Source organism: Stutzerimonas zhaodongensis, from assembly GCF_003696365.1.
GTDB lineage: Bacteria > Pseudomonadota > Gammaproteobacteria > Pseudomonadales > Pseudomonadaceae > Stutzerimonas > Stutzerimonas zhaodongensis.
On sequence record NZ_RFFM01000002.1, the window covers coordinates 1,208,058 to 1,226,283 of the forward strand.

Annotated in this window: 20 protein-coding genes; 2 read left to right on the forward strand and 18 right to left on the reverse strand. The window is 58.3% G+C overall.

Translation table 11 applies throughout. The features are described 5' to 3' along the window. Genes EA797_RS14050 through EA797_RS14070 form a run of 5 tightly spaced genes read right to left on the reverse strand, consistent with a single transcriptional unit; the run spans position 1 to position 3,786 of the window. On the reverse strand, positions 1-711 hold the full coding sequence (locus tag EA797_RS14050; RefSeq protein WP_122166150.1) for an energy transducer TonB: 711 nt from the start codon (positions 709-711) through the stop codon (positions 1-3). Further along, positions 711-1,124: an ExbD/TolR family protein gene (locus tag EA797_RS14055; RefSeq protein ID WP_122166153.1), complete on the reverse strand. Its 414-nt coding sequence runs from the start codon at positions 1,122-1,124 to the stop codon at positions 711-713. The genes EA797_RS14050 and EA797_RS14055 overlap by 1 nt, the downstream gene beginning before the upstream one ends. Positions 1,125-1,134: 10 nt before the next feature. After that, positions 1,135-1,680 (reverse strand): MotA/TolQ/ExbB proton channel family protein, encoded by a 546-nt coding sequence (locus tag EA797_RS14060; protein ID WP_122166155.1) that lies wholly within the window; start codon positions 1,678-1,680, stop codon positions 1,135-1,137. Beyond that, the gene (locus EA797_RS14065) at positions 1,673-3,019 is read right to left on the reverse strand and encodes a MotA/TolQ/ExbB proton channel family protein (protein ID WP_122166157.1); all 1,347 of its coding nucleotides are present in this window, start codon (positions 3,017-3,019) and stop codon (positions 1,673-1,675) included. The genes EA797_RS14060 and EA797_RS14065 overlap by 8 nt, the downstream gene beginning before the upstream one ends. Then, complete coding sequence (locus EA797_RS14070; RefSeq protein WP_122166159.1) at positions 3,016-3,786, reverse strand: DUF3450 domain-containing protein; 771 nt, start codon at positions 3,784-3,786, stop codon at positions 3,016-3,018. The genes EA797_RS14065 and EA797_RS14070 overlap by 4 nt, the downstream gene beginning before the upstream one ends. A 275-nt stretch (positions 3,787-4,061) precedes the next feature. Here EA797_RS14070 and EA797_RS14075 point away from each other — a divergent pair, with 275 nt between their 5' ends. Then, the gene (locus EA797_RS14075; protein WP_122166161.1) at positions 4,062-4,748 is read left to right on the forward strand and encodes an OmpW/AlkL family protein; all 687 of its coding nucleotides are present in this window, start codon (positions 4,062-4,064) and stop codon (positions 4,746-4,748) included. Between the two features lie 74 nt (positions 4,749-4,822). On the opposite strand, the gene EA797_RS14080 is transcribed toward EA797_RS14075, so the two are convergent. The 4 genes from EA797_RS14080 to EA797_RS14095 all read right to left on the reverse strand — a co-directional run bounded on the left by EA797_RS14080 (position 4,823) and on the right by EA797_RS14095 (position 8,680). Next, positions 4,823-5,752: an NAD-dependent epimerase/dehydratase family protein gene (locus EA797_RS14080; RefSeq protein ID WP_122166163.1), complete on the reverse strand. Its 930-nt coding sequence runs from the start codon at positions 5,750-5,752 to the stop codon at positions 4,823-4,825. Beyond that, the gene (locus EA797_RS14085) at positions 5,745-6,629 is read right to left on the reverse strand and encodes a sugar nucleotide-binding protein (protein WP_122166165.1); all 885 of its coding nucleotides are present in this window, start codon (positions 6,627-6,629) and stop codon (positions 5,745-5,747) included. Before EA797_RS14085 ends, EA797_RS14080 begins: the two co-directional genes overlap by 8 nt. A gap of 10 nt (positions 6,630-6,639) precedes the next feature. Then, positions 6,640-7,134, reverse strand: a complete 495-nt coding sequence (locus EA797_RS14090; protein WP_122166167.1) for a single-stranded DNA-binding protein — start codon at positions 7,132-7,134, stop codon at positions 6,640-6,642. 178 nt (positions 7,135-7,312) lie between these two features. Beyond that, on the reverse strand, positions 7,313-8,680 hold the full coding sequence (locus EA797_RS14095; protein WP_122166169.1) for an MFS transporter: 1,368 nt from the start codon (positions 8,678-8,680) through the stop codon (positions 7,313-7,315). Positions 8,681-8,812: 132 nt separating this feature from the next. On the opposite strand from EA797_RS14095, the gene uvrA reads away from it, so the two are divergent. Beyond that, entirely contained in the window at positions 8,813-11,650 is a 2,838-nt protein-coding gene (gene uvrA, locus EA797_RS14100) for an excinuclease ABC subunit UvrA (protein WP_167468815.1), read from the forward strand. A gap of 43 nt (positions 11,651-11,693) precedes the next feature. On the opposite strand, the gene EA797_RS14105 is transcribed toward uvrA, so the two are convergent. The 9 genes from EA797_RS14105 to rplO form a co-directional block, all read right to left on the reverse strand. Further along, a complete protein-coding gene (locus tag EA797_RS14105; protein WP_122166173.1) occupies positions 11,694-13,151 on the reverse strand; it encodes a catalase in 1,458 nt (485 codons plus the stop codon). Positions 13,152-13,311: 160 nt separating this feature from the next. After that, positions 13,312-13,698 (reverse strand): 50S ribosomal protein L17, encoded by a 387-nt coding sequence (gene rplQ / locus EA797_RS14110; protein WP_019339959.1) that lies wholly within the window; start codon positions 13,696-13,698, stop codon positions 13,312-13,314. Positions 13,699-13,743: 45 nt separating this feature from the next. Continuing rightward, positions 13,744-14,745 (reverse strand): DNA-directed RNA polymerase subunit alpha, encoded by a 1,002-nt coding sequence (locus tag EA797_RS14115; protein ID WP_019339960.1) that lies wholly within the window; start codon positions 14,743-14,745, stop codon positions 13,744-13,746. A gap of 22 nt (positions 14,746-14,767) precedes the next feature. Next, complete coding sequence (gene rpsD / locus EA797_RS14120; RefSeq protein WP_102838124.1) at positions 14,768-15,388, reverse strand: 30S ribosomal protein S4; 621 nt, start codon at positions 15,386-15,388, stop codon at positions 14,768-14,770. Between the two features lie 17 nt (positions 15,389-15,405). After that, positions 15,406-15,795: a 30S ribosomal protein S11 gene (rpsK, locus tag EA797_RS14125; RefSeq protein ID WP_014854207.1), complete on the reverse strand. Its 390-nt coding sequence runs from the start codon at positions 15,793-15,795 to the stop codon at positions 15,406-15,408. Between the two features lie 30 nt (positions 15,796-15,825). Further along, on the reverse strand, positions 15,826-16,182 hold the full coding sequence (rpsM, locus tag EA797_RS14130) for a 30S ribosomal protein S13 (RefSeq protein WP_045430560.1): 357 nt from the start codon (positions 16,180-16,182) through the stop codon (positions 15,826-15,828). 131 nt (positions 16,183-16,313) lie between these two features. Then, entirely contained in the window at positions 16,314-16,430 is a 117-nt protein-coding gene (gene rpmJ / locus EA797_RS14135; protein WP_014854209.1) for a 50S ribosomal protein L36, read from the reverse strand. Positions 16,431-16,460: 30 nt separating this feature from the next. After that, positions 16,461-17,789 carry a preprotein translocase subunit SecY gene (secY, locus tag EA797_RS14140; RefSeq protein WP_122166175.1) on the reverse strand — a complete coding sequence of 443 codons (1,329 nt, stop codon included), beginning with the start codon at positions 17,787-17,789 and terminating at the stop codon, positions 16,461-16,463. Beyond that, on the reverse strand, positions 17,790-18,224 hold the full coding sequence (gene rplO / locus EA797_RS14145) for a 50S ribosomal protein L15 (RefSeq protein WP_122166176.1): 435 nt from the start codon (positions 18,222-18,224) through the stop codon (positions 17,790-17,792). Positions 18,225-18,226 lie beyond the last annotated feature (2 nt).

An 18,226-nucleotide genomic window follows, 5' to 3' on the forward strand; every position in this document is an offset into this window, starting at 1 on the left:
TCAGCGTTCTCCTTGCAGACGGAAATGAAGGGTTTTAACGGCTTCGCGCGATACAGCGGAGCCGTTCTCGGTACGCGGCGCGAAACGCCAGCGCGAGGCAGCACGGCGGGCTTCACGGTCGAAGACATTGGGCGGCGAGGCTTCCACTACCCGGATGTTTTCCACCTTGCCGGCTGCTGTAATGGTGAATGCGAGCTTGATGTGTCCTTCGATACCGCGCTGGCGCGCCCGATATGGGTACTCGGGACGAACGTCATTGAGCGGCATCACCTCCTGCTCGGGGCCTGACTGCGCTGGCGCCTCAGCCTCCGAAGGGGCGGCCGGCGCAGGGGGCGCAGCCGGTGCGGACGCGGCGGTCAGTCCAGCAAGGCTGGGCGCCGGTGCGCTGGCGACTGACACACCCGTATCGATGTTCGGCAGAGGAAGATCGAGCTTGGGCAAGTTGGCGCTCGGACTCGCCATGCTAGGCGTCGGTGGTGTGGGCGTTTGAGGCGTCTTTGGCTGAGGCGGCTGCGGTGCCTGCTGCCGCGAACGTGTGGACGTGCTTTCTTGGCTGTTATCCATACGCACGAAATTGGCGATGGCTACCGGATCATCGGCAACCTCGCTACGTGGCGGGTTGACCATGCTCAGCATCAAGGCAAACAACAGCAGCGCCACCACGCAGGCGGCGACAAAGGACAACCCCACACGGGTCAGTCCACGAACCATCACCGCGCTCCCGAACTGGCAGCGAGCGCCACGTCCTGGACCCCAGCCAGGCGTGCCTGATCCATGACCTGGACGACAAGACCGGTGCGAGCATCCTGATCGGCCTGAACCACGACGGCACCTTCGGGCTGATCTACACGCATGCGTTCGACATGAGCGCGCACGCTCCGTACATCGACTGTCTGCTTGTCGATCCAGACCTGGCCGTCTGCAGTCACGGCGATCAGGATATTGCCTTTGTCCTGAGCACTGGCGGTGTCAGCCTGAGGCCGCTGGACTTCAACGCCGGATTCCTTGATGAAGGAGCTGGTGACGATGAAAAAGATCAGCATGATGAAGACAACATCGAGCATCGGGGTCAGGTCGATACCGGTGTCTTCTTCCTGCTGGTAATGGTGACGACGCATACGCATCCGTTAATCCTCAATCGTGACGCAGCTGGTCGGCCAGCCGGTCGAGAGCCTGGCGAGAAATACGTTCGAGACGCGCCAGGCTGAACAGTCCAGTAATGGCCAGCACCATGCCGGCCATGGTCGGCAGGGTTGCCTGCCATACGCCCGCTGCCATCCCGCGGGGGTTGCCAGTGCCGTTGAGCGCCAATACATCGAAAACCGCGATCATGCCGCTGACTGTGCCAAGCAGCCCCAACAGCGGATACATTGCGACCAATGTCTTGCTCATCCGCAGCGGGCCGGTCAGTTGCTGCTGGGCCTGGGCAAGCCAGGCACTGCGCACTGCGCGCTGCCAGCTGCCGGTATCACTGCCCAGCTCCGTCCATGCCTGGCGTCGCGCATCTACCCAACGCGGAAACACCCGCCGCATGAACCAGAGTCGCTCGAACACCAGCGTCCAATAGAGCACGCACAACGCCGCCAGCGCCCACATTACGGCGCCACCCGCGGCCATGAAGTCGAGCAGCGCATAGGCGCTATCGACCAGGCTCAGCCAGCGCACATGCAGATCAGTCACGGCGCGGCGTCCCCGACAGATGAAGGGCGATCAGGCCAGCACTTTGTTGCTCCAGCAGCTGGATCAGCGACTTGCTGCGACTGGCAAGCAGGCTATGCAGGAACAGCAGCGGAATCGCTACGACCAGCCCCAGCACTGTAGTCACCAGAGCCTGCGAAATGCCGTCGGCCATGAGGCGCGAATCGCCGCCGCCGCTCTGAGTAATGGCCTGGAACGTCACGATCATGCCGGTCACCGTACCCAGCAGGCCGAGCAACGGCGCGACCGCACTGAGTAGCTTGAGCAGAGGCTGGCCGCGCTCCAACGGTGGAGTCTCTTGCAGAATCGCCTCGTCCAGCCTCAGCTCCAGCGTTTCGAGATCGGACAGCTGAGGCTTGGGGCCAAGCACGCCGATGATGCGCCCGAGCGGGTTGTCGTCACGTGGCTGATGGATCTCACGCACCTGCCGATTGACCGCGCGGCTGACACCGGCCAGATACACCATGCGCCAGATCGCAAGAAGCAGACCTATAGCACCCAGGACCAGAATGACCCAGCCAACCAGTCCACCTTGCTGAACCCGGTCCCACAACTGCGGTTGGCGCTGTAACTGAGCCAGCAGAGAGCCGCGGCTTGGATCGATCGGCAGAGTGGACAACGCGTCATTGCTGTTCAGGTAGTCGCTGACCATACCCACACCCGAGGGCTGGCGACCGGGCGTCAGCAACTGGCGGGTGTCACTGTCGTAGCGCAGGAAGTTGTCATCGGTGAAGGCTGAGAAGTTGCCGACCCGCAGTACCGACTGCTCGCTGCGTTGGCCGTCGACGCCCACCACTGGCAGCTCGACCCGCTGGACCTGCCCACTGGCCGTGAGGTCTTCGAGCAAGGTCATCCAGAAGCTGTCCAGATCCTCAGCTGACGGCAGCGTGCGGCTTTCAGCCAGTGCTCTGAGGCGCTGAAGCCGCTCGGGATACTGTGCATTGAGCAGGTTGTCCTGCCACTGGCCGGCGATATCCCCGGCACTCTGGCGGACCACGCCGAAGAGTTCGCCGAGATGACCAACCCGTTGCGCCAGGAGCTTTTCCTGCTCGGCCAGCTCAGCTTCCTGGCGATCAAACTCTGCCTTCAGGCGTTCGGCTTCGGCCTTCTGCTGCTCAAGCGCTGCGTTGGCCCGCGCAAGCAGCTGTGCCTGCTCACTGCGGTTCTGGATGAACGCCTGCTCGCGTGACTGCATGGCGCCCACTTCCGCAGCGCGCTCGCTGCGGATTCGCTGCAGCAATTGCTCCGGGCTCAACGGTTCGGCAGCCTGGGCTAGCGCAGGCAACAAGCCGATTAGCAGCAATGTCAGCAAACGGTTCATTGGGCAGCCTCCTTGGCCAGGGTCTTGACCGGCAGTTCAAGCCAGGTAGGTGCTTGCTGTTGGCGGGCAATCGCGATCGCCTTGGTAATCGGGCGACGGGCACTGCCGTCCAGGACTTCCCAGGCACGCGCCTGAGGGTTCCACCAGCCGCTCTCGTGCGCATCCAGCGTCTGGTAATAGAGCATGGTGCGCCCCAGCCGCAGGAACTCGACGCTGCGGCTGCCACCTTCGACGGGAAGTTCGCCGCGCCAGGCTTCAAGGGTGCGGCCGTAGTCACTTTCGATCTGATACGCCTCGAGAATGCGGCGATACTTCTCGGCCAGACTCACATCTGCACGGGCTTGCATGTCCTGCAGACTGGCCAGCCGGTCGGCGCGCTCGTCGGGCAGGAACGGCAGATCTGCCGCTATGAACTCTTCGAGCACTTCGATCATTCGCCCCATTTGCGGCGCAACGGCTTCTTGAGTGCGTTCGATGCTGTCCAGCTGGCGCTGAAACCCATCCAGCTCCTTGCGCTGCGCTGCGGTGAGTTCGGTCAGCTGCTCGTTATAGGCTTTCAGTGCCTCGGCCTGCTGAACTGCATTGCGGTAGTCATTGAGCATCTGCCGGGTTGCATCATCGAGCTGATCGATGCGTGCCTGGGAGGCCTTGGCTTCGGCAGCCAGGCGCTGGCTTTCATCAAGCGCAGCATCCAGTGGAGCAGCCTGCAAGGGCAGGCAAAACGACAAAACCACGCCTGCCAGCAAGCGAGTCGGATGCAGATTCATGCGGAGAGGACCCTCAGTTCACAGCAGCTTTAAAAGCGTTACGTTATAACACTTTATGGCATATACCGCATTCACCAAGTAGTGCGGCAACACCAGTCTTGCTACAGCGGATTCAGAAAGAGAAACATTATCATCCGCAACCAAGAGACAAAGCAACCCGCTCAACCGACCTGCGCAGCGGGTGAGGCTTTATTGAGCTGGATCAAAATGGCCAGCGGCGAGCGCTCTACCATAGGCATCACACGCAATACACCATGTCTGGATGGAGTTTCACCATGCGCAAGACCCTTTTTACCGCTTCCGTGTTGGCCCTAGCCCTCGCCGCCCCTCTCGCTCAGGCTCATCAGGCTGGTGATGTGATTCTCCGCGCTGGCGCCATCACCGTTGATCCGCGCGAGGACAGCAGTGACATCTATGTAGGCGCGCTCAACACTAGCGTTCCGGGTACCAAAGCCACGCTCGACAGCAACACACAGCTCGGCCTCAACTTCGCCTATATGGTCACCGACAAGGTCGGAATAGAACTGCTCGCTGCTACGCCTTTCAGTCATGACGTAGGTGTCGCGGGAATGCCCGGCCCGTTTGCCAGCCTCAATGGCAAGCTAGGCGAACTCAAGCACCTGCCGCCGACCCTCAGCGTCGTTTATTACCCGCTAGATACCAGGTCTGCGTTTCAGCCTTATGTTGGCGCCGGCATTAACTACACCTGGTTCTTCGATGACAAACTGACCAGCGAAGCCGAGGGCAAGGGCTTCAGCGGTCTGGACATGAAGGATTCATGGGGTTTCGCAGCTCAAGTCGGAATGGACTATATGCTGACTGACAACATCATGGTCAACGCTCAGGTCCGTTACATCGACATCGACACAACTGGCACAACCAACTACGGTGGCGCCAAGGTGAAGGTCGATGTGGACGTCGATCCGATGGTCTACATGGTTGGTCTCGGCTACAAGTTCTAAGGACTCGAGACACGCCTGAATTACAGGCAAGAAAAAGGCGCCATTGGCGCCTTTCTTGTCTCTACAGAATCTCCTTACAAACCTAGCAGCTTCGCCAGGCCGTCGCGCATTCCGGTAGGAGGTTCTGGCAGACGATAGCGCTGAACCAGCCGCGCGTTGTTAGCGCGCGAGTGACGGATGTCCCCCTGCCGTGCGGCCTGGTAGCTCACCTCGGGCAAGCCCCCAAGCACATCACCAACCGCATCGAGCAGCTGCTTGAGCGAGGTCGCCTGATTTAGCCCAACATTCACAGCGCCTTCCTGAACTTCGGATGACTCCAGCGCCTGCACCAGAACCTCGACAAGATCGCCAACGTATACGAAATCTCGTGTCTGCTCGCCATCACCAAAAACGGCGATGGGCAAACCATTCCGGGCACGCTCGGTGAAGATGCTGATCACACCTGAATAAGGTGAGGAAGGATCCTGGCGCGGCCCGTAAATATTGAAGAAGCGGAAAATGGCAGGTTCAAGACCATGCTGGCGCCGGTAGAAATCCAGATAGTATTCGCTGGCCAGCTTGTCTGCAGCATAGGGCGTGAGCGGAGCCTTGGGTGTCTCTTCCTTGATCGGCTCACCCTCTCCATTGTTTCCATATACCGCTGCACTCGACGCGAAAAGAACCCGGCGGATGCCTGCTTCGCGCATTGCCTCACAGAGATTCAGCGTTCCCACCAGGTTGCTCTGGTGCGTACCAACCGGGTCATCGACCGAGGCCTGCACAGACGCCACTGCGGCTAGGTGCACAACGGCACGACAGCCCTGAACGGCGCTGCGTACCGTGTTTGCGTCGGCAACGTCGCCCACAATCAACTCGACACTATCTACGCTCGGCAGATTGCTGCGTTTGCCAGTCGAAAGATTATCCAGTACTCGAACGGCATAACCGCGAGCAATAAGTGCATCAACTAGGTTGGAGCCGATGAAGCCAGCGCCCCCGGTCACCAGAATCGGCAGTTCAGCCATGGCGGTAATAACGCTCCAGCAGGTTGGGCAGTCCGGTGCGCCAGGCACGCGGCTTGATGCCAAAGGTATTGAAGATTTTCTTGCAAGCCAACACCCCGTGCTGCGGTTCATCTGCCGCGTCGGTGCAGGCCGCGTGGGCGACAGCGGTCAGAGTGTCGATTTTCAACTGCCGATGATGAGCTGCCTCAGCCATCAAGGCCTGGCCGACCACAAGCGGGGTGGAGGCTTCATGACCGCCATAATGGTAGGTTCCCCACAGCGGCGCCTGACAGTCCAACTGTTTCAGCACGGCAAGAATTACTCGCGCCGCATCTTCGACCGGTGTCGGATTACCACGACGGTCGTCTGCCAACGGCAGTTCATCGCTTTGCTCGAGGCGCTGCAGGAAGCGTCCCATCAGCCCGTGCGAACTGTCATCGAGCAACCAGCCGAAGCGGAGCAGTACATGCCGAGGGCATAGAGCTCGGACGCTTTGCTCCATGCGCCAGAGAGCCCAACTGCGCGCATCCAAAGGAGCGACCTCGTCCTTTTCGCTGTAGGCGGTTGTCCGCGCACCATCGAATACCCGATAACTGGACGGCTGCATTAGTACGAACTGATGGTGCTGACAAAGCTCAGCCAGTCGCTCTACTGCGCGCTCCTGATTGCTGAGCACGGCCTCGTCGACATGGCCGCTCTGGAACCAGTCGAAATAGTAGGCAAGGTTGATGACGACGTCCGGACGATTATCGTCGAGCAGATTGGTCAAACTGGGCGCATCCCAACCCTGGTCGGGTGGGCGCGGGGCGAGAAAGCCGATGTCTTCCTCGGCGCCCAGGCGGATAAGCGCCTGACCCAGGGCATTACCGCCGCCCAACAGCATCAGGCGCATTCGCATGGAGTGAACTCTAGAACGGGATATCGTCGTCGAAGCTGTCGTAGTCTGGAGCCGGCTGCTGAGCGGGCTGAGGCTGAGACTGCGGGCGTGATTGCTGTTGCGGCTGGGAGTCACGCTGTGGGCGTGGCTGAGACTGACGTGGTGCGTCATCGGAGTTGCCGCCACGACCGCCGAGCAGCTGCATGGTGCCGCCCATGTCCACGACCACTTCGGTGGTGTAGCGCTTTACGCCGTCTTTTTCCCACTCGCGAGTCTGCAGGCGGCCTTCGATGTAACACTGCGAGCCCTTGCGCAGGTACTCGCCCGCAATCTCAGCAACCTTGCCAAAAAGGACTACCCGGTGCCACTCGGTGCGTTCCTGCTGCTGTCCAGTCTGCTTATCCTTCCAACTATCGGTGGTGGCAAGCGTGATGTTGGTCACCGCATTGCCATTGGGCATGTAGCGGGTTTCCGGGTCGCCGCCGACATTGCCGACCAAGATGACTTTATTCACCCCTCTGGCCATGGGTAACTCCTTCAATCAGACAAGAAAATTGGTTGGGCTCACTGGAGTAAACCCCAAAACAGGGAATTGCCGGTGACCCCGAATCTTACCCTACCACCAAATGTCGGCCAACCGGCGTGGCGGTGGATTGATAACAGCATGCACCGACAATCTCACTGTGTGGACATTGCAGGAAGCTTCAAGCGACCAAGCGGTCAAGCGCAGGCCGGTCCAGCACCTGCATGTCGACCTTGACGTAAGCGGCGGCCTCTTCTGCGATGACGACAGCATCCGACACGCCGGGAACCGCCAACATCTGTTCAGCCAAAGCTGGATCGAGCAGAGCCTCTGCCGACAGGGGCAAACGCAACCCTGTGACGTAAGGCGGCTCATTCATACGCCACACCGCCATCAACCAAAGCACGCACAGGACTGCACAGCCGGCGAACACCAGCGCCAGCCCACCCTGCTGGTAGAACCATCCGCCCAGCACTCCGCCCACCCCGGCCCCGAGAAACTGGCTGGTGGAGTAGACCCCCATCGCCGTACCTTTGCCTCCAGCCGGCGCGACCTTGCTGATCAGCGAGGGCAACGAAGCTTCGAGCAAGTTGAAAGCAACGAAGAAGATGACCATACCGCCGACCAATGGCCAAAGCCCGGAACCAAACCACCAGAAAAACAATTCGGCAAATAGCAGCACTGCCACCGCGCCAAGCACGACGCGCTTCATCTGGCGTTTCTTCTCGCCATAGATAATGAAAGGCACCATCCCGAAAAATCCGACCACCAAGGCAGTGAGATAGACCCACCAATGCTCTTCCCTGGGCAGGGACGCTTCACCCACCAAAGCCAGTGGCAACGCGACGAAACTCGCCATCAGAATTGCATGCAGTGCGAGGATGCTGAAGTCCAGGCGAAGCAGATCCGAATGACGAAGCGTCGCACCGAGGGCTTGCTTGGCCACGCCCGATTCCCGGTGTCGCAGATGGTGATGAGCACGGGGCAGCACCGCGACTACGAGCATGCCCATCAATGCCATACCCGCAGTCGCCCAGAACAGCCCCGACAGACCGAAAGCACGCGTCAGGAGCGGACCGACGATCATCGCCACGGCAAATGAAACACCGATGCTCATACCGATCAGCGCCATTGCCTTGGTGCGGTGCTGCTCGCGGGTGAGGTCCGACAGTAGCGCCATCACAGCAGCTGAAATGGCCCCGGCGCCTTGCATGATACGGCCCGCGATGACCCCCCATATGGAGTCGGCGGACGCCGCAAGCACCGCACCTGCCGCAAAGATGAGTAGACCGAAGTAGATCACTGGCAACCGCCCGATTCGATCGGAAAGCATGCCGAACGGAATTTGTAGCAGCGCCTGGGTCAAACCATAGGCACCGATGGCGAGGCCGATCAGCGCGGGGGTCGCACCTTGCAGTTCCATGCCGTAGGTCGCCAGAACCGGCAAGACCATGAACATACCGAGCATGCGAAACGCAAATACCAGGGCCAGCCCAGACGCTGCACGGGTTTCTCTGGCGCTCATGCGCTCGCTGTAAGGATCCTGCATCTGGGGTCTCGCTTGAATTAACCGGCGGCGATTCTAGCAGTCATACCGCTACTCGGCACAGGCTCGCCGCTTTGCCGCGATGTCGCCCCTGGCCGTATACTTTCGGGTTTTCGCCCGCCATGCGAGGCTGTTTTGGACAAGATTCTGATACGTGGGGCTCGTACCCATAACCTGAAAAACATCGACCTGACATTGCCACGCGATAAATTGATCGTGATCACCGGCCTGTCGGGCTCGGGCAAGTCCTCGCTGGCCTTCGACACGCTTTATGCCGAAGGGCAGCGCCGTTACGTCGAATCGCTCTCGGCGTATGCCCGGCAATTTCTTTCGATGATGGAAAAGCCGGACGTCGACACGATAGAGGGCCTTTCCCCCGCTATCTCCATTGAGCAGAAATCGACGTCTCATAACCCGCGGTCGACCGTCGGGACAATCACCGAGATTTACGACTACCTGCGCCTGCTCTATGCCCGCGTCGGCACTCCACGCTGCCCGGATCACGATGCGCCGCTTGAAGCTCAAACCGTCAGCCAGATGGTCGATCAGGTCATGGCTCTTCCGGAGGGACGAAAACTCATGCTCCTCGCTCCGGTCATCCGCGAGCGCAAGGGCGAACACCTGGCAGTATTCGACGAGCTCCGCGCGCAAGGCTTCGTACGTGCGCGAGTCAACGGCCGGCTCTATGAGCTGGATGAGCTGCCCAAACTCGACAAGCAAAAGAAGCACTCCATCGACGTGGTCGTCGATCGCTTCAAGGTCCGTAACGATCTGCAACAGCGGCTCGCCGAGTCGTTCGAAACCGCGCTGAAGCTTGCCGATGGCATTGCACTGGTCGCATCGATGGAAGAAGAGGATGGCAGCGAGGAGATGATCTTCTCTGCCCGCTTCGCCTGCCCCATCTGCGGGCATTCGATTAGTGAGCTCGAACCGAAGCTTTTTTCCTTCAACAATCCCGCCGGGGCATGCCCTACGTGCGACGGCCTTGGCGTCAAACAGTTCTTCGATGCCAAGCGCCTGGTCAACGGTGAGCTGACCCTGGCAGAAGGCGCCATACGCGGTTGGGACCGGCGCAACGTTTATTACTTCCAGATGCTGGGCTCACTCGCCTCGCATTACGGTTTTAGTCTCGACGTACCCTTTGACTCGCTGCCGCCGGATCAACAGAAGTTTGTCTTGCGTGGCAGTGGTAAAGAAAACGTGGATTTCCGCTATCTGAACGACCGCGGGGATATCGTCAAACGTTCGCACCCCTTCGAAGGCATCATTCCCAACCTCGAGCGGCGCTACCGCGAAACTGAGTCCAACTCTGTACGCGAAGAGCTGGCCAAGTATCTCAGCACCCAGCCTTGCCCTGAATGTCGCGGGACCCGCCTGCGCCGCGAGGCTCGGCATGTCTGGGTTGGCGACAAAACCCTGCCCGCCGTTACAGGCCTACCGATCGGCGACGCAACCGAGTATTTCGGCGGCCTTACGCTTAGCGGCCGTCGTGGTGAGATTGCGGACAAGATTCTTAAGGAGATCTGCGAGCGATTGCAGTTTCTGGTCAACGTCGGTCTGGACTACCTCACCCTGGACCGCAGCGCTGATACTCTTTCGGGTGGTGAAGCCCAGCGCATCCGCCTGGCCAGTCAGATCGGCGCCGGCCTGGTCGGCGTGATGTATATCCTCGACGAGCCTTCCATCGGCTTGCACCAACGCGATAACGAACGCCTGCTCGGCACCCTGCGCCACCTGCGGGACATAGGTAACACCGTTATCGTCGTCGAGCACGATGAAGACGCCATCCGCCTGGCGGACTATGTCGTCGATATCGGTCCGGGCGCTGGCGTTCACGGCGGCCAGATCGTCGCTGAAGGCACACCGGACGAGGTGATGAGCAATCCTGCCTCTCTTACAGGTGGTTATCTTTCGGGGCGAGTGAAGATTCTCTACCCGGAAAAACGCACACCTCGCGACTCTGGGAAGCTGCTGAAACTCAAAGGTGCACGGGGCAACAACCTGCGCAATGTCGACTTGGAGATTCCTGTCGGTCTACTTACCTGCATCACCGGGGTGTCCGGATCAGGCAAGTCGACACTAATCAACAACACGCTATTTCCGATCACGGCCACAGCCTTGAACGGCGCCACCACCCTCGAGGTGGCGCCGCATGACTCGTTCGATGGCCTGCAGCACCTGGACAAGGTGGTGGATATAGATCAAAGCCCGATCGGCCGTACGCCACGCTCCAACCCGGCTACATACACCGGGCTCTTCACGCCTATCCGCGAGCTTTTCGCTGGCGTACCGGAAGCACGCTCTCGCGGCTATGGCCCTGGGCGCTTTTCCTTCAACGTCAAAGGCGGGCGCTGCGAAGCTTGCCAGGGCGACGGCGTGATCAAGGTGGAGATGCACTTCCTTCCCGACATCTACGTACCCTGCGATGTATGCAAGGGCAAGCGCTACAATCGTGAGACGCTGGAGGTGAAGTACAAAGGCAAGAGCATCACGGAAGTGCTGGACATGACGATCGAAGAAGCCAGGGAGTTCTTCGATCCGGTCCCTGCGGTGGCGCGCAAGCTCCAAACGTTGATGGATGTCGGCCTTTCTTACATCAAGCTGGGACAGAGCGCGACCACACTTTCCGGCGGAGAAGCCCAGCGTGTCAAATTGTCGCGCGAACTCTCCAAGCGTGACACCGGCAAGACGCTATACATTCTGGACGAGCCAACCACCGGGTTGCACTTCGCCGATATCCAGCAGCTGCTGGACGTCCTGCACAGGCTACGCGACCACGGCAACACGGTGGTCGTCATTGAACACAACCTGGATGTGATCAAAACAGCCGATTGGCTAGTGGACCTGGGCCCAGAGGGCGGCTCCAAAGGCGGCCAGATCATTGCAGCCGGCACGCCGGAAGATGTTGCTGATATGCAACAATCACATACCGGACACTTCCTTAAGCCCCTACTGGAGCGCGACAAGGCTTGATCCGAATAGACAAATGCCGGGTACGAAACCCGGCATTTTCTTGCTACGCCACTTCGCAGGGATCGATCCCCAGTCCCGCCGCTATACCTGTACCGTACGCTAGATCAGCCTTGATGAAATAGGCAAGCTGGCGAAGCTGCACTTCGCGGGTAACGGGCTTCATCGCACCCACAATGTTGTCAATCAGCAGCGCTTGCTGCTCTATGCTCATCAATCGGAAAAGAGCACCCGCATGGCTGAAATAGTCTCCATCGGCACGATGGTCATAACGGGCTGCTGAACCGCTCAATGCCGATGCGGGCTCTGCGTACTGCGCAGCTTGCTTCGGCGAATCCGAGTAGCTGTTCGGTTCGTAGTTGGGTGCTGACCCGCCATTGCCATCGAACCGCATCGCACCATCGCGCTGGTAGTTCTGATAGGGGCAACGCGGTGCATTAACCGGCAACTGCTGATGATTGGTACCTATGCGATAACGGTGCGCATCTGCGTAAGCGAACACTCTGCCCTGCAACATGCGATCCGGCGAAAGCCCGATACCTGGTACCAGGTTGCTGGGTGCAAAAGCCGCCTGCTCGACTTCGGCAAAATAGTTCTTCGGGTTACGGTTAAGCTCCAGCACACCGACTTCAATCAGTGGGAACTCTTTCTGCGACCAGGTCTTCGTCACATCAAAGGGGTTCTCAGCACGAGCCGAGGCCTGGGCTTCGCTCATAACCTGGATACACATGCGCCATCTAGGATAGTCACCGCGATCGATCGCGCTGAAAAGATCCCGCTGGGCATAGTCAGGGTCGACACCGGCCAAGCGCGCCGCTTCTGCAGGAACTAAGTTCTTGATGCCCTGCAGACTTTTGAAGTGGAATTTCACCCAGCTGCGTATGCCTTCTGCATTTATCAGACTGAAGGTGTGGCTCCCGAATCCATGCATGAAACGGTAGCCATCAGGTATGCCGCGATCTGAGAAAAGTACGGTTATCTGATGCAGCGCTTCCGGAGAGTGCGACCAGAAATCCCACATCATCTGCGGGCTTTTCAAGTTGGTCCAGGGATCGCGCTTCTGCGTATGTATGAAGTCCGGGAACTTGAGCGGATCCCGAATAAAGAAAACCGGGGTATTGTTCCCGACGATGTCCCAGTTACCCTCCTCCGTATAGAACTTCACTGCAAAGCCACGGGGGTCACGCTCGGTATCAGCTGATCCCCGCTCACCCCCAACCGTCGAAAAGCGCAGGAAGAGTGGGGTCTGCCTACCAACGGCTTCAAACAATCTGGCTGAGGTGTACTGAGTGATGTCGGCAGTGATGGTCAGAGTCCCATGCGCGCCTGAGCCCTTAGCATGAACGCGACGCTCTGGGATAACTTCACGATTGAAGTGGGCAAGCTTCTCCACCAGATGAAAATCGTCCAGTAAAAGCGGACCGCGCACCCCAGCAGAACGGGAATTTTGATTATCAGAAACCGGCGCGCCGGACGCTGTTGTGAGAGTGACTTTCTCGTTCATGCTCTTTCTCCATTGACTGCCATGCTGGCTTGGAGAAGATTCTAGCGAGACGGCGATTTAGATCTAATTCATTAAACGAAGTCGCCCAATAGGCTGAGACTAAAAACAGGTCATAAAAAAAACCGGGCTATGCCCGGTTCTTTCAAGCAAGCATTAAAGCTTACTCTGCGGCTTCCACTTCACCGGTAACCGGACGGTCCACCAGCTCTACGTACGCCATAGGTGCGTTGTCACCTGCACGGAAACCGCACTTGAGGATACGCAGGTAACCGCCCTGACGGGTGGCATAACGCGGGCCAAGATCATTGAACAGCTTGCCAACGATAGCTTTCGAACGGGTACGGTCAAAAGCAAGGCGACGATTGGCGACGCTATCTTCCTTAGCAAGAGTGATCAGCGGCTCAGCAACACGACGCAGCTCTTTCGCCTTGGGCAGGGTAGTTTTGATCAACTCGTGCTCGAACAACGACACCGCCATGTTCTGGAACATGGCCTTGCGGTGAGCGCTTGTGCGGCTGAGGTGACGGCCACTTTTACGATGACGCATGATTGAAATTCCTTACCAAACGATCAGTTCGGTGACTATGGGCGATCAGGCCGTAGCCTTATCGTCCTTCTTGAGACTAGCCGGCGGCCAATTGTCGAGGCGCATTCCGAGGGACAGACCACGAGAAGCCAGAACATCTTTGATTTCAGTCAGAGATTTCTTGCCCAAGTTCGGCGTCTTCAACAGTTCTACCTCGGTGCGCTGAATCAGGTCACCGATATAGTAGATGTTCTCCGCCTTGAGGCAGTTTGCCGAACGTACGGTCAGTTCCAAGTCATCAACTGGACGCAACAGGATCGGATCGATCTCGTCTTCTTGCTCGACCACCACTGGCTCGCTGTCACCCTTGAGGTCGACGAACGCGGCCAGCTGCTGTTGCAGAATGGTCGCGGCACGACGGATCGCTTCTTCAGGATCCAGGGTTCCGTTGGTTTCCAGGTCGATGACCAGCTTGTCCAAGTTGGTACGCTGCTCAACACGAGCGTTTTCGACAACATAAGCGACACGACGGACCGGACTGAAAGTCGCGTCGAGCTGAAGACGGCCAATGCTACGGCTCTCATCTTCATCGCTCTGACGTGCGTCAGCCGGTTCGTAGCCACGGCCGCGAGCGACCTTTAGCTTCATGTTGATCGAGCCATTAGCCGCCAGGTTGGCGATCAGGTGATCGCCATTGACGATTTCGACATCGTGATCCAGCTGGATATCGGCAGCGGTAACAGCGCCCGCCCCTTTTTTCACCAGGCTCAAGGTCACTTCATCACGGCCGTGCAGCTTGATGGCGATACCTTTGAGGTTCAGCAGGATTTCGATGACATCTTCCTGCACGCCCTCGATGGCGCTGTACTCGTGGAGCACACCGTCGATCTCAGCCTCGACCACAGCGCAGCCGGGCATGGAGGACAACAGAATACGACGCAGCGCGTTGCCCAGGGTATGGCCAAAACCGCGCTCGAGTGGCTCGAGCGTGATCTTGGCACGGGTCGGACTGACCACCTGCACATCGATATGGCGGGGGGTCAGGAACTCATTTACCGAAATCTGCATGGATACACCTATTTTCTAGCCCTTACTTGGAGTAGAGCTCGACAATCAGGTTTTCGTTGATGTCGGCAGACAGATCACTGCGAGCCGGAACATTCTTGAAAACACCAGATTTCTTGTCGGCATCTACTTCGACCCATTCAACGCGACCGCGCTGTACGCACAGTTCAAGGGCTTGGGCGATACGCAGCTGGTTGCGGCACTTCTCACGAACGGCTACCACGTCACCAGCTTTAACCTGGTACGACGGAACGTTCACAGTCTGACCATTCACGCTGATCGACTTGTGCGAGACCAGCTGACGCGATTCGGCACGAGTAGAGCCAAAGCCCATGCGATACACGACGTTATCCAGACGGCACTCGAGCAGTTGCAGAAGGTTTTCGCCGGTAGCGCCCTTACGGCTGGCAGCTTCCTTGTAATAACCGCTGAACTGACGCTCAAGCACGCCATAGATACGGCGGACTTTCTGCTTCTCACGCAGCTGAGTACCGTAGTCGGACAAACGACCACGACGCTGACCGTGAACACCCGGTGGGGTTTCGATGTTGCACTTTGATTCGAGCGCGCGCGCACCACTCTTCAAAAAGAGATCGGTGCCTTCACGACGAGACAGTTTGCACTTGGGACCAATATAACGAGCCATTTCTCACTGTCTCCTGATTACACGCGGCGCTTCTTCGGCGGACGGCACCCGTTATGCGGGATCGGCGTCACGTCGGTGATGCTGGCGATTTTATAACCACAACCATTCAATGCACGAACGGCAGATTCACGACCTGGACCTGGACCCTTGACGTTCACGTCCAGGTTCTTGAGGCCATACTCCAGTGCTGCTTGACCAGCACGTTCAGCAGCCACCTGGGCAGCGAACGGGGTGCTCTTACGCGAACCGCGGAAGCCAGACCCACCAGATGTCGCCCAGGACAACGCATTGCCCTGACGGTCAGTGATAGTGATGATGGTGTTGTTGAAAGAAGCGTGGATATGGGCGATGCCATCAACCACCGTCTTTTTTACTTTTTTACGAGGACGAGCAGCAGGTTTTGCCATGATTAGATTCCTGTCGATGCGCTAATGCGATTACTTGCGGATCGGCTTACGCGGACCCTTACGGGTGCGAGCGTTGGTCTTGGTACGCTGACCGCGAACCGGCAGACCACGACGATGACGCAGGCCGCGATAGCAACCCAGGTCCATCAAGCGCTTGATCTTCATGTTGACTTCGCGACGCAGGTCACCTTCAACGATGAACTTGCCCACTTCGCCACGAAGCAGTTCAACCTGCTCGTCTGAAAGATCCTTGATTTTCGCTGCCGGGTTCACACCGGTAGCGGCACAGATTGTCTGTGCACGAGTGCGACCAACACCATAGATGTAGGTCAGCGAGATAACAGTGTGCTTGTTATCCGGAATGTTTACGCCTGCAATACGGGCCATTCAGTGAAACTCCAATTGACAGCTACCCAACGCCCCGGAAGCCAAGAAAAGGGCGCGAGATACTAACGCTGTAATAACAAATAATCAACCCGACAGCGCACTAGCTGCCGGGCTCGAGCCTTAGCTCACAATCAGCCTTGGCGCTGTTTGTGTCGCGGTTCTGCGCTGCAGATCACTCGGACGACGCCTTCGCGACGAACGATCTTGCAGTTGCGGCACAGCTTCTTAACCGATGCACGAACTTTCATGACCAACTCCTAGAACCTTACGAGCCGACTTCAGCGAAGCATTCCGCTGCCGTAGCCCTTCAGGTTGGCTTTTTTCATCAGGGAATCGTACTGGTGGGACATCAGATGTGACTGCACTTGAGACATGAAGTCCATTACAACCACGACCACAATCAGCAACGAGGTCCCGCCAAGGTAGAACGGCACATTCGCCGCGACCACAAGAAACTGTGGAAGCAGGCATACAGCCGTCATGTACAGGGCACCGAACATGGTCAAACGAGTCAGTACGCCATCGATATAGCGCGCGGACTGCTCACCAGGACGTATCCCAGGGATAAACGCACCGGACTTCTTCAGATTTTCAGCCACGTCTTTCGGGTTGAACATCAACGCCGTATAGAAGAAGCAGAAGAAGATGATTCCAGCACTGAAAAGCAAGATATTCAGCGGCTGACCAGGGGCGATCGACTGAGAGATGTCAGCTAACCAACCCATATTCTCGGACTGCCCAAACCATTGCCCCAACGATGCGGGAAACAACAGAATACTGCTGGCGAAGATCGCGGGAATCACCCCGGCCATGTTCACCTTCAACGGCAAGTGGCTAGTCTGCGCAGCAAAGACCTTACGACCCTGCTGACGCTTGGCGTAGTGCACGGCGATACGCCGCTGACCACGCTCAATGAATACCACGAACCCGATAATGGCTATAGCCAATAGACCTACCGCCAGCAATGCAATGATATTGACATCACCCTGACGTGCCGACTCGAAAGACTGCCCTAACGCACCAGGCAGACCCGCAACGATACCGGCAAAGATCAACATCGAGATCCCATTACCGACACCCCGCTCAGTGATCTGCTCGCCGAGCCACATCATGAACATTGCACCAGCCACGAAGGTGGTGATTGCCACGAAGTAGAAGCCGAAATCAGTACTGAACGCGACGCCTTGCCCAGCAAGCCCAACCGACATGCCAATCGCCTGCACGAATGCCAGCACTAGCGCGCCGTAACGCGTGTACTGACTGATCTTGCGGCGACCGGCCTCGCCTTCCTTTTTCAACTGCTCAAGCTGCGGACTGACTGCCGTCATGAGCTGCATGATGATCGATGCCGAGATGTACGGCATGATCCCCAATGCAAAGATACTCATGCGCTCCAGCGCGCCACCGGAAAACATGTTGAACAAGCTAAGAATGGTCCCTTCGTTCTGACGGAACAGCTCGGCCAACCTATCGGGATTGATACCCGGCACCGGGATATGCGCCCCCACCCGATAGACGATGATCGCCATCAGCAGGAATCGCAGACGAGCCCAGAGTTCAGAAAGCCCGCCATTACTCAGCGCGGAGAGAGCACCTTGCTTAGCCATTTATTCCTCGAACTTGCCGCCAGCTGCTTCGATAGCCGCACGCGCACCTTTGGTTGCGGCGATACCCTTCAGAGTTACCGCACGACCAACCTCACCCGACAGCATGACTTTCACACGCTGGACGTTCTGATTGATGATGTCGGCATCCTTGAGGCTCTGCAGGCTCACAACTTCACCCTCGACTTTGGCCAGCTCAGAGGTGCGAACCTCAGCGCGGTCCATAGCCTTCAGCGAGACGAAGCCGAACTTCGGCAGACGGCGATGCAATGGCTGCTGGCCGCCTTCAAAACCCGGAGCAATCTTGCCGCCAGAGCGGGAAGTCTGACCCTTGTGACCACGGCCACCGGTCTTGCCAAGTCCGCTACCGATACCGCGACCCGGACGCAGCTTTTCGCGACGGGCACCTGGCGCAGAACGCAAATCGTTCAGTTGCATGG

Bases quoted from the DNA above. Each gene is read 5' to 3' on its own strand.
- EA797_RS14050 (WP_122166150.1), bottom strand. From the start codon at position 711: ATGGTTCGTGGACTGACCCGTGTGGGGTTGTCCTTTGTCGCCGCCTGC.
- EA797_RS14080 (WP_122166163.1), bottom strand. From the start codon at position 5,752: ATGGCTGAACTGCCGATTCTGGTGACCGGGGGCGCTGGCTTCATCGGC.
- EA797_RS14090 (WP_122166167.1), bottom strand. From the start codon at position 7,134: ATGGCCAGAGGGGTGAATAAAGTCATCTTGGTCGGCAATGTCGGCGGC.
- EA797_RS14055 (WP_122166153.1), bottom strand. From the start codon at position 1,124: ATGCGTATGCGTCGTCACCATTACCAGCAGGAAGAAGACACCGGTATC.
- EA797_RS14070 (WP_122166159.1), bottom strand. From the start codon at position 3,786: ATGAATCTGCATCCGACTCGCTTGCTGGCAGGCGTGGTTTTGTCGTTT.
- rpsD (WP_102838124.1), bottom strand. From the start codon at position 15,388: ATGGCTCGTTATATTGGTCCCAAGTGCAAACTGTCTCGTCGTGAAGGC.
- EA797_RS14105 (WP_122166173.1), bottom strand. From the start codon at position 13,151: ATGAACGAGAAAGTCACTCTCACAACAGCGTCCGGCGCGCCGGTTTCT.
- EA797_RS14115 (WP_019339960.1), bottom strand. From the start codon at position 14,745: ATGCAGATTTCGGTAAATGAGTTCCTGACCCCCCGCCATATCGATGTG.
- secY (WP_122166175.1), bottom strand. From the start codon at position 17,789: ATGGCTAAGCAAGGTGCTCTCTCCGCGCTGAGTAATGGCGGGCTTTCT.
- EA797_RS14085 (WP_122166165.1), bottom strand. From the start codon at position 6,629: ATGCGAATGCGCCTGATGCTGTTGGGCGGCGGTAATGCCCTGGGTCAG.
- rplQ (WP_019339959.1), bottom strand. From the start codon at position 13,698: ATGCGTCATCGTAAAAGTGGCCGTCACCTCAGCCGCACAAGCGCTCAC.
- rpsM (WP_045430560.1), bottom strand. From the start codon at position 16,182: ATGGCCCGTATTGCAGGCGTAAACATTCCGGATAACAAGCACACTGTT.
- EA797_RS14095 (WP_122166169.1), bottom strand. From the start codon at position 8,680: ATGCAGGATCCTTACAGCGAGCGCATGAGCGCCAGAGAAACCCGTGCA.
- rpsK (WP_014854207.1), bottom strand. From the start codon at position 15,795: ATGGCAAAACCTGCTGCTCGTCCTCGTAAAAAAGTAAAAAAGACGGTG.
- EA797_RS14065 (WP_122166157.1), bottom strand. From the start codon at position 3,019: ATGAACCGTTTGCTGACATTGCTGCTAATCGGCTTGTTGCCTGCGCTA.
- rpmJ (WP_014854209.1), bottom strand. From the start codon at position 16,430: ATGAAAGTTCGTGCATCGGTTAAGAAGCTGTGCCGCAACTGCAAGATC.
- rplO (WP_122166176.1), bottom strand. From the start codon at position 18,224: ATGCAACTGAACGATTTGCGTTCTGCGCCAGGTGCCCGTCGCGAAAAG.
- EA797_RS14075 (WP_122166161.1), top strand. From the start codon at position 4,062: ATGCGCAAGACCCTTTTTACCGCTTCCGTGTTGGCCCTAGCCCTCGCC.